Source organism: Arthrobacter sp. 2MCAF15 (assembly GCF_052115605.1).
Taxonomy (GTDB): domain Bacteria; phylum Actinomycetota; class Actinomycetes; order Actinomycetales; family Micrococcaceae; genus Arthrobacter.
The window spans coordinates 201,033-215,841 of the sequence record NZ_JBFRGZ010000006.1 but is presented as its reverse complement, the minus strand read 5'-3'; the positions used below and the strand labels follow the sequence as shown (position 1 = coordinate 215,841).

At 66.9% G+C, this 14,809-nt stretch carries 12 protein-coding genes; 9 read left to right on the top strand and 3 right to left on the bottom strand.

All coding sequences use genetic code 11. The features are described 5' to 3' along the window. Positions 1-234: 234 nt before the first annotated feature. On the top strand, positions 235-981 hold the full coding sequence (locus AB4089_RS09705; RefSeq protein ID WP_441409069.1) for an SOS response-associated peptidase: 747 nt from the start codon (positions 235-237) through the stop codon (positions 979-981). Between the two features lie 67 nt (positions 982-1,048). Here the strand turns inward: AB4089_RS09705 and AB4089_RS09700 are convergent, their stop codons facing one another. Continuing rightward, entirely contained in the window at positions 1,049-1,471 is a 423-nt protein-coding gene (locus tag AB4089_RS09700; RefSeq protein WP_441409068.1) for a VOC family protein, read from the bottom strand. A gap of 14 nt (positions 1,472-1,485) precedes the next feature. Here AB4089_RS09700 and AB4089_RS09695 point away from each other — a divergent pair, with 14 nt between their 5' ends. Beyond that, positions 1,486-1,812: a chorismate mutase gene (locus AB4089_RS09695; protein WP_441409079.1), complete on the top strand. Its 327-nt coding sequence runs from the start codon at positions 1,486-1,488 to the stop codon at positions 1,810-1,812. A gap of 141 nt (positions 1,813-1,953) precedes the next feature. Further along, a complete protein-coding gene (locus tag AB4089_RS09690) occupies positions 1,954-3,465 on the top strand; it encodes a GMC family oxidoreductase (protein WP_441409067.1) in 1,512 nt (503 codons plus the stop codon). 163 nt (positions 3,466-3,628) lie between these two features. Here AB4089_RS09690 and AB4089_RS09685 read toward each other — a convergent pair whose 3' ends face one another. Beyond that, the gene (locus AB4089_RS09685; protein WP_441409066.1) at positions 3,629-4,015 is read right to left on the bottom strand and encodes a hypothetical protein; all 387 of its coding nucleotides are present in this window, start codon (positions 4,013-4,015) and stop codon (positions 3,629-3,631) included. A gap of 220 nt (positions 4,016-4,235) precedes the next feature. Between AB4089_RS09685 and AB4089_RS09680 the strand changes: the two genes are divergently transcribed. The 6 genes from AB4089_RS09680 (at position 4,236) to pdxS (ending at position 12,590) form a co-directional block, all read left to right on the top strand. After that, entirely contained in the window at positions 4,236-4,571 is a 336-nt protein-coding gene (locus AB4089_RS09680) for a DUF6504 family protein (RefSeq protein WP_441409065.1), read from the top strand. Next, positions 4,568-8,068, top strand: a complete 3,501-nt coding sequence (locus AB4089_RS09675; protein ID WP_441409064.1) for a DNA polymerase III subunit alpha — start codon at positions 4,568-4,570, stop codon at positions 8,066-8,068. Before AB4089_RS09680 ends, AB4089_RS09675 begins: the two co-directional genes overlap by 4 nt. A gap of 106 nt (positions 8,069-8,174) precedes the next feature. Then, positions 8,175-10,184: a threonine--tRNA ligase gene (gene thrS / locus AB4089_RS09670; protein WP_441409063.1), complete on the top strand. Its 2,010-nt coding sequence runs from the start codon at positions 8,175-8,177 to the stop codon at positions 10,182-10,184. A gap of 19 nt (positions 10,185-10,203) precedes the next feature. Beyond that, a complete protein-coding gene (locus tag AB4089_RS09665; protein WP_441409062.1) occupies positions 10,204-10,824 on the top strand; it encodes an HIT family protein in 621 nt (206 codons plus the stop codon). Further along, the gene (pgsA, locus tag AB4089_RS09660; RefSeq protein ID WP_441409061.1) at positions 10,817-11,455 is read left to right on the top strand and encodes a phosphatidylinositol phosphate synthase; all 639 of its coding nucleotides are present in this window, start codon (positions 10,817-10,819) and stop codon (positions 11,453-11,455) included. The genes AB4089_RS09665 and pgsA overlap by 8 nt, the downstream gene beginning before the upstream one ends. A 208-nt stretch (positions 11,456-11,663) precedes the next feature. Beyond that, positions 11,664-12,590, top strand: coding sequence for a pyridoxal 5'-phosphate synthase lyase subunit PdxS (gene pdxS / locus AB4089_RS09655; RefSeq protein WP_441409060.1), 927 nt, complete (start codon positions 11,664-11,666; stop codon positions 12,588-12,590). A 138-nt stretch (positions 12,591-12,728) separates the two neighbouring features. On the opposite strand, the gene AB4089_RS09650 is transcribed toward pdxS, so the two are convergent. Then, positions 12,729-14,741, bottom strand: a complete 2,013-nt coding sequence (locus AB4089_RS09650; RefSeq protein WP_441409059.1) for a M3 family metallopeptidase — start codon at positions 14,739-14,741, stop codon at positions 12,729-12,731. Between the last annotated feature and the right edge of the window lie 68 nt (positions 14,742-14,809).

The window sequence follows — 14,809 nt, the reverse complement described above, 5'->3', positions numbered from 1 at the left end:
GTAGTGAAGTGCTTCCGGTTCGAAACACGAACAGGCATAACGAAATCCATGATGGACCTTCCCCCGCACTGCACCGGCTCCAGCAACAGGGAACCTGTCACACAACAGCCTGACACACAGGGAAGTTCCGGCGACTTCGCACGTTTCCGGCGACCTCGGCGGACTGAGCCGGGCTGAGCCGGGATTCACGAAGGCGCGGATGACACGGAATGGGTGCGGTGGCATGCTGGTGCCATGTGTGGACGCTACGTGATGGCCCGGGCCGTCGGGGACCTGCTGGCCGAATTCGATGCCGGGCTGGAGGATGAGATCGCGATTCCRCCGTCGTGGAACGTGGCCCCGACAGCTGATGTGCCGATCTTGCTCGAACGGCTGGTGGACGGCGAGCCGGTCCGCCAACTGCACATTGCGCGCTGGGGTCTGGTGCCCTCATGGGCCAAGGACCCGGGCATCGGGTCCAAGATGATCAATGCCCGCAGCGAGACCGTGCTGGAGAAGCCCGCCTTCCGGAAGGCGACCCGCTCCCGCCGCTGTGCCGTCCCCGCGGACGGCTACTACGAGTGGAAGGGCGAGGGCCGCAGCAAGCAGCCCTACTACGTCCATCCCACGGACGGACACCCCATTGTCTTCGCAGGACTCTATGAATGGTGGAGGGACCCGTCCAAGGCCGAGGGCGACCCGGAGCGCTGGATGCTCTCGACCTCGATCATGACCACCGACTCCCCGCCGGAGGGCTACGCCGGGGGAATGCTGGCGGAGCTGACCGCGCTGCATGACAGGGTTCCGCTGCCCATGAACCGCGAGACGATGCAGACGTGGCTGGACCCGCAGGCCGATGACGCGGCCGGACTCGTGGACCTGGTCCGGGCCGGGGCGCACGACGTCGCGGAAGGCTGGACGATCGACGCCGTCGGCACCGCCGTCGGGAACGTCAGGAATGACTCGCCGGAACTCATCGAGCCGGTGGGGAGCCTGTTCTAGGGGTTGGCTGGCCGCAAGCGGAGCTGGCCTCCTGTGGTTACAGCGCCCTGGGTTACAACAGCCTGGGCTACAGCGTTACTTTGCCGCCGCCGTCGACCACCCAGTCTGGGTTGAAGGCGACCTCCCAGCGGTAGCCGTCGGGGTCGGCGAAGTATCCCGTGTAACCGCCCCAGGACTGGGTCTTTGGTTCGGCGATGATGGCCGCTCCGGCGCTCTCTGCTTCGGCCATCACCCAGTCGACTTCTGCCGTGCTGGCCAGATTGTGGCTCAGGGTGATGGTGGCAATGCCGGCAGGGGCGTCGGTGGCCGCTTCGGCCTGCATTTGGGCCGCGTCCCAGAGGGAGAGGATGAGGCCGTGGTTGACCTGGATGAAGAGCACCTCCCCGGGCACTTCCCGGTGGACCGGCCATCCGAGGCCATCGACGTAGAAGCGGTGTGAGGCGTCAACACTGCGGACACCTAGTGATATGAAGTCGACTCGTGGCTGCATCTTTCGATACTGTCATGCACATGCCCACAAATCACGCAGACGACAAGGCCGCCCAGGCCGACCGCGAACAGCTCGCCGCCGTGCGGGTGGCTGTTGACGAGGTGGACGAGCAGATTGTGTCCCTGATCGGGCGCCGTGAGCGTCTGATCCGGATCGCCGGGACCCTCAAGGCGGACAGCGCCGAGGTCCGTGCGCCCGGCCGTGTGGAGCGGGTCATCGAACACGTCCGCGCGACGGCGGAAAAGAAGGACATCGACGTCGAACTTGTCGAGAAGACCTACCGGGCGATGATCGACGCCTTCATCACGCTCGAGCTGGAAGTGTACAAAGCCGGCAGCTAATCCTCCTGAATGTCCAGACCGACTGGTACCCGCGCCGTCGGCGTTGATGGCGGCCCTGGGACCTCTCTGGGCCCGTTCGAATTCTGAACTAGCAAAACCCCCGCCACCGGCCGAGACTGGAGTTGGAAGCGAGGGCAAGCGATGAAGAGCCGGTATGACGTGGCCGTGGTGGGTGCGGGCAGTGCAGGCTGCGTGTTGGCTTCGCGGCTCAGCGAGGACGCCGACCGCGAGGTGGTGCTGTTCGAAGCGGGGCCGGACTACCCGGCGGCGAGGCTTCCGGCCGACCTCGCGGACGGCATCCATGGCACCAGCACGGCCTCGCACGACTGGGGGCTACATGGAACAGGCGTCGCCGGAGGTCCGCCGTTGGACCTTCCACAGGGGCGGGTGACCGGGGGTTCGTCGGCCGTCAATGCCACCTTCGCCCTGCGCGGGCATCCGGCCGATTACGACGGCTGGGCATTGCCGGGATGGACTTTCGCGGACGTGCTGCCCTCTTTCCTCCGCCTTGAGCATGACCAGGACTTCGGGTCGTCGCCCTATCACGGGACGGACGGCCCAGTGCCGATCCGCCGCTATCAGGGGGACGAACAGTCCGAGCTCACGCTTGCGATGGAGGACGCCATCGCGGAGGTTGGGATCCCGCGAATTCCAGACCACAACGCCCCGGGGGCTGTCGGTCTCTCGGCGCTGCCAGTCAACTGTGTGCGAGGCCTCCGGGTCAGTACGGCGCTGGCCTTTCTGGATCCCGTCCGCTCCCGGCCCAACCTGACGATCCGCGCGACCTGTCCGATCGCCGAGGTCGTGCTACGTCGCGGGCGTGCGATAGGTGTCCGGTCCTCCGAGGGCGAGATCATCGCGGCCGATGAGGTAATTGTCTGCGCTGGCGCCTACCACTCGCCCGCGCTGCTCATCCGCTCTGGCATCGGCCCCGCCGCGGACGTAGCCGCATTGGGCAGGCCCGTCACGATCGACCTGCCGGGTGTGGGGACGAATCTCGCCGACCACCCGTGGGTGGCAATCGACCTGCCCTGTCTCCAACCACTCGGAGACCCTCCGATCTTCCAGATGCTGGCGACAGCCCGGAGCAGCCGGAGTTCCGCGGCGGATCCTCCGGATCTCCAGCTCATGGTCTGCGGACCGTACCGGCTCGGGGACGGGTACCGCTGCATGCTCGCCGCGGCGTTGTTGAAGCCGGCGTCGCGCGGCGAGGTGCGGGTGCTCACACTCGACCCGACTGCCGCACCGGCCATCGACCTCGGGTACTTCCGCAATCCGGTGGACATCGATCGATTGGTGGAGGGCCTGCAGCTCGCGGACGCCGCCGTGGCCCACCCTCATCTGACCCGGATCACTGGCGGTTCCCGGCTCGCGCCCCAGAAGGACCTGGTGGCCGACGCCGTCGCCGTTCGCACCTGGATCAAGGCCACGGCCACGACTTACCACCACCCCGTGGGTACCTGTGCGATGGGAACGGACCCCCGGGCCGGCGCTGTGGTCGACACCTCGGGACGGGTGTACGGAGTGCCGGGCCTCTCGGTAGTCGACGCCTCGATCCTTCCTGAACCGCCGTCGGCTAACATCAACATCCCCACGATCATGGTCGCCGAGCACATCGCGGCCCGGCGTCGAGGGGTCGGGGCGGGATCCTGAGGCGGGTAAGGGGGTATGCCACATTCGTCGGCATTGTCTCCGCAGACGTCGGGAAAGCGGCCGAAAGCGTGCCGCCACGGCTTCGAGTGCAACAGATTTCTGTTGGACGGACTAAGGCCCGCGCAGCCGCCACTTCCGCACGGCCGGGGTCGGTTCCTGCCGGCTAGAGGGCCTCTTCGACAGGCACGTTGGCCTGGTAGTCCCGGCCGTCACAATCGCTGAAGGCGGTCATGAGGTGGCCCTTGGGCAGGCCCAGCACAGTCGCGATGGGGAAGTTTCCGGTGATGGTGTTTCCTGAGTGTTCCACGCCTTTGAGGTCGAAGTTCTCTTCCGTGCCGTCATGATTGAAGAAGTAGAAGGAGACCGCCTCGCCGTTCATGAACTCAATACCCAGTCTGCGTTGATGGGAGTAGTCCGGCTCGGCTGCCAGCAGGCCCACCACGTAGGCGCCTTGCCCCGGGATATTGCCGTCTATATCGAAGGTCGCCACCAAGGTTGAATTCTTGGCGGCGACCTTTACGTGCTTCAGGAGTGCGATATGGGAGCTCATGGCTCAATCCTGCTACCTGTGCCATCGTCCGTCCACCCCCGATCTGGGTTTTGTCGCCTCTTCGACGTAGACTGATTTTATTCGAAGATATGTTCGAATAAATTCAGATTCGAATCAATGCAGAAGCGCTGGACCTTGAAGTAGCTGGAACTTGAAGTAGACGTGGAAAGTCGAAGCGGGGACTGGGCCGGCTCCAGCCCGGACTGGGTCGGGAGGCAACGTGGGCATGTTCAGCGAGTCTGTGGATGTCGCCTGCACGCCCTCAGGCCAGCCCCTGCGCCTCGACTGGGCCGGACGTCGCTACACGGTCTGCGCCGAACCTGTCCGCTGGTTTGAACGCCGCCAGTGGTGGGCGGAAGAAAGCCGGGCGCCGCTCGGGAGCGGGCCGGGACTGGTGGATCACGAGATCTGGCGCGTCCAGGTCCGTGCCGCCGGTGACCACGCCGCGGCCTCCACCCTCACCCTTGACCTGACCCGGCATATCGGCAGCGGCCGCTGGCGGCTCCTGAGGATCCACGACGCGCTGCAGCCCCTCCGGAAGCCCGAGACGGCATGAGCTTCACCCATCTGCACGTCTCCACCGCCTTCAGCGCCCACTATGGCGTCTCCTGGCCGGATGAGCTGGCCGCCGCGGCCGCCGCCGACGGCGCCACTGCCCTGGCCTGCACGGACCGCGACGGGCTCTACGGAACCGTCAAGCACCTGAAGGCGTGCATGGCCGCCGGCCTGGATGCGATCGTCGGCGTGGACCTCGCGGTCTTTGACGACGACGGCGACCTCCGCACCCAGCTCGGGGGACGCGTCGTCGTGCTGGCGCACGGGCACAACAACGGCGCAGGCTACAGGGCGCTGTGCCGTCTGATCTCCGACGCCCATGCCCGCACCACGGGCAAGGCCGGGGGAGCAGTACCGGTGGCCGTCACCCGGGCGGAACTGGCCTCCCGCACCCTGCACCCGGAAACCTTGCAGCCGGTCCTGACGGTGCTGATCGGCCCGGACTCCGACGTCGGCCGTGCCATGGGCGGCCGGCGGTACCTGCGGCCCCGCACCCTGTTCAAACGCTGGCTGGATGCCATGCCTCCCGGAACGCTCGCCGCGGAAGCAGTGTCCCAGCTCAGCCCGCCCGGGGAACCCATGAGCACCGCCCACGCGGTGCGCATGCTGAAGCTCGCGGCAGAACACGGGGTGCCCGCCGTGCTGAGCAACGCCGTGCGGTATGTGGCCGAGGACGGCGCGGCGACCGCCGATGTGCTGGACTCGGCCCGGACGCTCAAATCACTCCCCGAGCTCTCCGCCGCCCCTCTGCTGCAGCCCAACGGGCAGGGCTGGCTCAAATCGGCGGCCCAGATGCTGCAGCTGGGCAAGGAGATCATCCATGCCGCCGGCTACGGCACTGCGGACCTCAAACGGCTACTCGCCCAGACCGAGGCGCTCGCGGACCGCTGCCGCATGGATCCCGTGGCAGACATGGGCTGGAAACAGCCCGTGGTTCCGGAAGCCTCCGTGATCGGGATCGACGGCGACGCGCTCGCAGAGCTGACCCTGCGCTGTGAGTCCGGCATCGGCCGCCGTTTCCCGGGAATTTCCGGGCGGCAGGAACAACAGATGCGGACCCGGCTGGCGCACGAGCTCCGGATTATCGACTCGCTGGGGTTCGCCTCCTACTTCCTGACCGTCGCAGAGGTCTCCCGGATGATCCTGGACTTGGGCGTCCGGGCGGCCGCCCGCGGTTCCGGCGCCTCCAGCCTGGTCAACTACCTGATCGACGTCAGCCAGGTGAACCCGCTCCAGCACGACCTCATCTTTGAACGTTTCCTTTCCCGCGACCGCGCCACCCTGCCCGACATCGACATCGACGTCGAAAGCGCAGAACGGCACAACGTCTACCGGAAGATCTTTGAACGCTTCGGCGCCGAGCGCGTCACGCTGATGAGCATGCAGAACGGCTACCGCGCTCGCGGTGCCGTGCGCGACGCCGGCCTGGCCCTGGGCATGGACGACGGCGAGGTCGGGGAGATTGCCAAGCAGCTGTGGCGGTTCTCTGCAAGGCACTTCCGTGAAGCCCTCGTGGAGAAACCCGAACTGAAGGAGTTTGCGGACCGGGTGGAGCAGCGCGGCTTCACCGAAAACCAGCAGCTGGACCTGCTGGTGGACCTCACGGAACGGCTGGACCGTCTGCCCCGCCACATCTCCATGCACCCGTGCGGGGTCATCCTCGGCGATGCCACCCTGCTGGACCGCACCCCCGTGCAGCCCAGCGGCCTTGGCCTGCCCATGAGCCAGTTCGACAAGCACGACATGGACCCCATGGGCATGCTCAAACTCGATGTCCTGGGCGTCCGGATGCAGAGCGCCATGGCTTTTGCCGTCCGGGAAGTCATCCGGCTCCACCCCTCCAAGGCCGAGGTGGTTGCCGCCGGCGCACATCCGGCAGGCGCGGACGGGGCCGGCCCGGATTACATCGCCGAGGACGGGCGCATCGACCTCAACGCGGTCCCGCTCGATGACGAGCCAACCTTTGAACTGATCCGCAGCACCCACACACTGGGCTGCTTCCAGATCGAATCCCCGGGCCAGCGCGAACTGATCGGGAAGATGGCGCCTCGGGATTTCAACGACCTCATCATTGACATATCGCTGTTCCGGCCCGGCCCGATGAAATCCGACATGGTCCGGCCCTTCCTGGAGCACCGGCACGGATTCGCCCCCGAGGTCTACCCGCATCCCCACCTCAAGCCGGTCCTTAAGGAGACCCACGGGGTCACCGTTTTCCACGAACAGATCCTTAAGACCTTCGACGTGATGACCGGGTGCGGGCTGGCACGCGCGGACGAGTTCCGCCGGGCGCTGGGCAACGAGGTGCTGGAGGCCAGGGTGGAGGAGTTCTTCCGGAAGGAGGCGCGGGCACGAAACTACAGTCCCGAGGTGGTGGACAAGGTCTGGGGCACGCTGAAGGCCTTTGGCAGCTTCGGGTTCTGCAAGGCCCACGGCGCCGCGTTCGCCGTGCCCACCTACCAGTCGGCCTGGCTGAAGACGCACCACCCGGAGGCCTTTCTCGCCGGGCTCTGGGAACACGACCCCGGCATGTACCCCAAACGCCTGCTCGTGGCCGAGGCCCGCCGGCTGGGCATCCCCATCCTGCCCCTCGACATCAACCGGAGCCAGGCGGAGTACCGGGTGGAGCCGGTGGAATCCGGGCCGGACCGGGGCAGGCTGGGCATCAGGCTGAGCCTGAACGGCATCTTCGGGCTTTCCGGTGCCGAGCTGAAGCGGATTGTGGCCGGCCAGCCCTACGATTCGCTGGCAGACCTGCGCGCCCGGTCACGGCTGAGCAGGCCCAGCATCCAACGCCTTGCGCAGCTGGGCGCCTTCGATTCGCTGCATAAGGCGTCCGGGGGAGCGGCCAACAGGGCGGATCTGGTCCAGCATCTGCAGAAGCTCCAGGGCCGTTCCTCGCGGAAGGGCGTGGAGGTCATTGAAGGCCAGCTGGCGTTGCCGCTGGGGGACGTTGAACTGAAGAACCTGAAGGCGGTTCTGCCGGCGCCGAGCATGGTGGATAACGTCCGGGCTGAACTGGACCTGATGGCCGTGGACGTCACGGAGCACCTGATGACCAGCCACCGGCCGCTGCTGGACCGGCTGGGCGTCACCACCGCGGACAAGCTGCTGGGACTGCGCAACGGCACGGAGGTGCTGGTTGCCGGGGTGCGGGTGGCCACCCAGACCCCGCCCATGCGGGGCGGCCGCCGGGTGGTGTTCATCAGCGTCGACGACGGTACCGGCTGCGTGGATTCCGTCTTCTTCCACGAGGCGCAGGAGCAGTCCGGATCCCTGCTGTTCGGCACCCGGCTGCTGCTGATCCGCGGCACCACCCGCCGGACCGGGCCGCGGGGCATCAGCATCAGCGCCAGCATGGCCTGGGACCTCAGCAGAACGGAAACCCTGCCGTTCCCGGAGCCGGTGCGGGGCGCCCCTGCCTACCGCGAGCCGGAGCTGCCCGGTCCCCTGGACGGGATCAGCAGGAACCTCGCCATCACCGGGCTGGGCGGCTGAGTGGCGCGTTGGTTGGCCCCTTCGTAAACAGATAGCATGGACAAGGCTGGCTGTGGTCCCCGTACGCCACAAGCTACGAAGCCTTAACTTTGAATAGGAGACACCCGTGTCAGATGCCCAGCAGATCACCATTCTCGTCGACGGCGAAGAGACCAAGGTGACTACCGGGACCACCGGCGCGGAACTCTTCTTTGAGCGCCGCGACGTCGTTGTGGCCCGCGTTAACGGCGAGTTGAAGGACCTGGACCAGCCCCTTCCCGAGGACGCCGCGGTCGAGGGCGTCACCATCGACTCCCCGGACGGGCTGAACGTCCTGCGCCACTCCACGGCCCACGTCATGGCCCAGGCCGTGCAGCAGCTGCGCCCCGACGCGAAGCTCGGCATCGGCCCCTACATCACGGACGGCTTCTACTTCGACTTCGACGTCGCCGAACCGTTCACCCCGGAAGACCTGAAGACCCTGGAAAAGATGATGCTGAAGATCATCAACCAGAACCAGAAGTTCGTGCGCCGCGTGGTTTCCGAGGACGAGGCCCGCGAGGCCATGAAGGACGAGCCCTACAAGCTCGAACTCCTGGGCAAGAAGAACGAGGCCGCCGACGTCGGAGAGGGCGTCAACGTCGAGGTCGGCGCCGGCGACATCACCATCTACGACAACGTGGACCGCAAGAGCGGCGACAGCCTCTGGTGCGACCTGTGCCGCGGCCCGCACCTGCCGAACACCAAGCTGATCTCCAACGCCTTCGCCTTGACCCGGTCCTCGGCCGCCTACTGGCTGGGCAACCAGAACAACCAGCAGCTGCAGCGCATCTACGGCACCGCCTGGCCCACCAAGGATGCGCTCAAGGCCTACCAGGAGCGCATTGCCGAGGCCGAGCGCCGCGACCACCGCAAGCTCGGCGCGGAGCTGGACCTGTTTTCCTTCCCGGACGAGCTCGGCTCCGGCCTGCCGGTGTTCCACCCCAAGGGCGGCATCATCCGCAAGGCCATGGAGGACTACTCCCGGCAGCGCCACGTGGATGCCGGCTATGACTTCGTCTACACCCCGCACATCACCAAGGGCCACCTGTACGAAGTCTCCGGGCACCTCGACTGGTACCGCGAGGGCATGTTCCCGGCGATGCACATCGACGCGGAGCTGAATGAGGACGGCACTGTCCGCAAGCCCGGCCAGGACTACTACCTCAAGCCGATGAACTGCCCCATGCACAACCTGATCTTCCGGTCCCGGGGACGGTCCTACCGCGAACTGCCGCTGCGGCTCTTCGAGTTCGGCTCGGTCTACCGCTACGAGAAGTCCGGCGTGGTGCACGGCCTGACCCGCGTCCGTGGCATGACCCAGGACGACGCCCACATCTACTGCACCCGCGAGCAGATGAAGGACGAGCTCACCACTACGCTGAACTTCGTCCTGGGCCTGCTCAAGGACTACGGCCTGGACGATTTTTACCTCGAGCTCTCCACCAAGAACGAGGACAAGTTCGTCGGCGACGACGCCACGTGGGAGGAAGCCACCCGCACCCTCGCCGAGGTGGCCGAGGCTTCCGGGCTTGAACTCGTTCCGGATCCGGGCGGGGCCGCGTTCTACGGCCCCAAGATTTCCGTCCAGGCCAAGGACGCGCTCGGCCGCACCTGGCAGATGTCCACCATCCAGCTGGACTTCAACCTGCCCGAACGCTTCGAGCTCGAGTTCCAGGCGGCCGACGGCACCCGCCAGCGGCCCGTGATGATCCACCGCGCCCTGTTCGGCTCGGTGGAGCGCTTCATGGGCGTGTTGACCGAGCACTACGCCGGCGCCTTCCCGGCCTGGCTGGCTCCCGTTCAGGTGGTAGGCATCCCGGTGGCGGAGGCCTTCAACGACTACATGTTCGACGTCGTGGACCAGCTCAAGGCGGCCGGCATCCGGGCCGAGGTGGATATTTCCTCGGACCGGTTCCCGAAGAAGATCCGCACGGCCAGCAAGGACAAGATCCCGTTCGTGCTGATCGCCGGCGGAGACGACGCCGAGGCCGGAGCCGTATCCTTCCGGTTCCGCGACGGCAGCCAGGACAACGGCGTGCCCGTGGCCGAGGCCGTCCAGCGGATTGTCGACGCTGTCCGGAACCGGACCAGCTAGGCAGACGGAAGGGCAGCGCGTGCAGGATTCCACAGGGGCCGGGCCGGAGTATCCGGGCGACCACGCCGTGACGGACGACTTCGGCCTGGCCGGGGTCCCGGACGCTTTCCAGCGCCTGTGGACCCCGCATCGGATGGCGTACATCAAGGGCGGCCAGCAGCAGTTCAAGAACCCGGACGACTGCCCGTTCTGTGCTGCCCCGGACCGGGCGGACGAGGACTCCCTGATCGTGTACCGGGGAAGGACCAGCTACGTCGTGCTGAACCTGTTCCCGTACAACCCGGGACATCTGCTGGTCTGCCCCTACCGGCACATCCCTGACTACACGGATCTCACCGTCGAGGAGACGGCGGAATTCGCCGAGCTGACCCAGACGGCCATGCGGGTGCTGCGCAAGGTCGCCAACCCCTCCGGTTTCAACCTGGGCATGAACCAGGGCGTCACCGGCGGGGCCGGCATCGCCGGGCACCTGCACCAGCACGTGGTGCCACGCTGGGGCGGGGACGGAAATTTCTTCCCCATCATCGCCCAGACCAAGGCGATCACGCAGACCCTCGGCGAGGTTCGCCAGCAGGTCGCCGACGCCTGGCCGCAGGAAATGCCAGCGCCGCAGGAAACAGCCGGGGAGAAGGATGCTTAACAGGCACGCCCGGGGGTTCTTCACCGCCCTGTTCTCCCCGGTTGCCCGCTGGCTACTGCGGATCGGGGTGTCTCCGGACGCCGTGACGGTGGTCGGCACGCTCGGCGTGGTGATCGGCGCCCTGGTGTTCTATCCGCTCGGGCAGCTCTGGTGGGGGACCCTGTTCATCACGGCGTTCATTTTCTCCGACGTCATTGACGGCATCATGGCCCGGATGCAGCACCGCGGCGGCCGGTGGGGCAACTTCCTGGACTCCACCCTGGACCGCGTCGCCGACGGCGCCCTGTTCGCGGGCCTCGCCGTGTGGTTCTTTACCGGCGGCGCCAACCCGCCCATCGCCATCGCCGCCATCGTCTGCCTCGTACTGGGGATGGTGGTCTCCTACGCGCGGGCCAAGGCCGAAGCCCTGGGCTTTCACGCCAACGTCGGCATCGCCGAGCGCGCCGAGCGGCTCGTGTCCGTGCTGGTGGTCACCGGATTCACGGGACTTGGCCTGCCCGTCGTCGTACTTTTCGTGACGCTGTGCCTCCTCGCGGCCGCAAGCCTGGTGACAGTAATCCAGCGCATCGTGACCGTCCACCGCCAGTCTCTGGAGGAACCCGAGGGCACCACCCCGGAACGGGCCGGCTGACCGCGCCGCAGGCCCCTTTTGCGGACACTCGGAACGCCCGGCACTGCGCGGGATTCGGCTGCTGTAACCCGAATTCTGCGGCGCCCCGGCCGGGGGATAGTATTAGCTTTACCGGCCAATGGATCCGGTAATCCGGTGTGTGCGAGACACGGCATGAACGTGCCGTCCGCGCCCCGGCGAGGTCATCTATCTACCCATAGGGGTTTTTGTGTCTACACCTGATGTAAGCAGCGAAGCCGGCGCGTCCGCGAAGAACGTCACGGGCAGCAACCGCGTCAAGCGCGGCATGGCTGAGATGCTCAAGGGCGGCGTCATCATGGACGTCGTCAACGCCGAGCAGGCCCGCATCGCCGAAGACGCCGGTGCCGTGGCAGTGATGGCTCTGGAACGCGTTCCGGCCGATATCCGCGCGCAGGGCGGCGTGTCCCGCATGTCCGATCCGGACATGATCGACAAGATCATCGCCGCCGTGTCCGTGCCGGTCATGGCCAAGGCCCGGATCGGCCACTTCGTCGAGGCGCAGGTCCTGCAGTCCCTCGGCGTGGACTACATCGACGAGTCCGAGGTCCTGACCCCGGCCGACTACACCAACCACATCGACAAGTGGAAGTTCACCGTTCCCTTCGTCTGCGGTGCGACCAACCTCGGTGAGGCCCTGCGCCGCATCAACGAGGGCGCGGCGATGATCCGGTCCAAGGGTGAGGCCGGCACCGGCGATGTCTCCAACGCCACCACGCACATGCGCCAGATCCGCGCCGAGATCCTCAAGCTCGCCTCCCTGCCCGAGGACGAGCTCTACGTCGCGGCCAAGGAACTGCAGGCCCCGTACGAACTGGTCAAGGAAGTTGCCGCCACCGGCAAGCTCCCGGTGGTGCTGTTCACCGCCGGCGGCATCGCCACCCCGGCTGACGCCGCGATGATGATGCAGCTCGGCGCCGATGGCGTGTTCGTCGGCTCCGGCATCTTCAAGTCCGGCAACCCGGCCCAGCGTGCCGCCGCCGTCGTGAAGGCCACTACCTTCTACGACGACCCGGACGAGATCGCCAAGGCCTCCCGCGGCCTGGGCGAGGCCATGGTCGGGATCAACGTCGACGAGATCCCGCAGCCGCACCGCCTCGCCGAGCGCGGCTGGTAACACCAGCACAGCCATAACCGCGACGGCGGCGAGTCACCATTCTTCGGTGACTCGCCGCCGTCGTCGTTTCCCCGTCGATTGCTCCGTATCTGCCTTTATCAGGCCCTAAAGGGCGTCTACGGAGCAACCGATGAAGGGTTAGTCCAGGCCGCGGCGCTTCAGCAGCGGTCCGAGGTCGGCGTCCCGGCCCCGGAAGGTCCGGAATGACTCCAGCGGATCACGGCTGTTGCCGCGCGACAGCAGCTCGGCGCGGAAGAAATCGCCGTTGGCGCGGCTGAGGCCGCCGTTGTCCTTGAACCATTCGACGGTGTCGGCGTCCAGGACCTCGCTCCAGATGTAGGAGTAGTACCCGGCGGCGTACCAGCCGCCCGCGAAGATGTGCTGGAAGTACCCGGTGCGGTAGCGCGGCGGGATCAGGCTGTGCGCGACGCCGGCCGCTGCCAGGGCCTTCGCCTCGAACTCGACCGCGTCCTCGGGGATATCGGAGCCGTCCAGGACATGCCACGCCAGATCCAGCAGGGCCGCGCCGAGGTATTCGGTGGTGGCGAAGCCTTCGCCCCAGAGCTGCGCAGCGGTGAGTTTGTCCACCGTTTCCTGCGGCAGGGCCTCTCCGGTGGCATGGTGCCGGGCATAGTTGGCCAGGACCTCGGGCCACATGATCCACATTTCGTTGACCTGCGACGGGTACTCCACGAAGTCCCGCGGCACGTTGGTACCGGAGAACCGCGGATACGTGACGGCCGAAAACAGCCCGTGCAGGGCGTGGCCGAACTCGTGGAAGGTGGTGCGGAGTTCGTCCAGGGTCAGCAGCGTGGGCTCGCCCGCCGGCGGCTTGGAGATGTTCAGGTTGTTGATAACCACCGGTCGGGCGTTCAGCAGCCCGGACTGTTCGACGAGGGAATTCATCCACGCCCCGCCCCGCTTCGTGTCGCGGGTGTAGTAGTCGCCCAGGAACAGGCCCAGGTCCGTGCCGTCCGAATTTTTCACTTCCCAGACCCGCACGTCCGGGTGGTAGCCGTCGAGGTCGGCGCGTTCGTGGAACGTGATCCCGTACAGGGCGTTCGCCGCGAAGAACACACCATCATTCAGGACCCGGTCCAGCTCGAAGTAGGGGCGCAGGGCCTGCTCGTCCACCGCATACCGCTCACGCTTGACCTGGGCCGAGTAATACGCCCAGTCCCAGGCCTCGAGCGGGTGGCGGGCGGCCTTGGCCAGCGCCTCCGCCTCGGCGTCGGCGTTGCGGACGGCGGCCGGGGCAAGCCGGCTCATCATGGCCTGGACCGCTTGGAAGTCCGGTGCCGTCTGCCGGTCCACACTGAGCTCGGCGAAGTTCGCGAACCCCAGAAGGGTGGCTTTCTCGGCGCGGAGCCGGACCATGTCCTTGACCAAATCGAGAACGTCGAGGCTGCCGCCGTCGCTGCCGCGGCCGATCGAGGCCTCGTAGAGCCGCCGGCGGACATCCCGGTTCGCCAGGGCGGCCATGGCCGGCTGGTTGCTTGGCTGGATCAGGGTCAGCAGGAACTTGCCCTCGTGCCCGGCGGTGCGGGCAGCCTCGGCGGCACTGGCGACGTCGTCGGCGGGCAGCCCGATGAGGTCGGCGGCGTCGTCCAGCAGGAGGGCGGCGGACTTCATGCCTTCCTTGACCCGCTGCCCGAACTCGGTGCCGAGCCGGGAAAGCTCGGCGTTGACGTCCTTGAGCCGTTCCTGCCCGGCGTCGTCCAGCTGGATGCCCGAGGCACGGAACTCCTTGAGGTATTCCTCCACAAGCCGTGCGGACTCCGCGTCCAGGACGGCGGTGTCCAGGGCCGCGAAGCGCTCGTAGAGGCCCCGGTTGAGGTAGACGGCGTCCTGATGGGCGGCAAAGAGCGGGGACAGCCGGGTCTCGAGCTCCTGGATGGCATCGGAGGCGTCCGCGGAAACGAGCGTGAAGAAGGACGCGGCGGCCCGTTCCAGGAGCCGGCCGGAGCGTTCCATGGCCAGGGCGGTGTTCTCGAAGGAGGCGGCCTCGGGGTCGTCGACGATGGCCTGGATTTCGGCGAGGTGCCCGGCCAGGCCCGCCTCAACGGCCTCGGCGTAGTGCGCGTCCTCGATGTCCGCGAAGGGAGGCAGCCCGTAGGGCAGGGTGCTGGGGCTCAGGAGGGGATTGGTCATGAAGTGACTCTTTCATGCACGGCCCGGGTTCTCAACGATCACTTCGGTGTTTTGTGATGGCGCCGGTT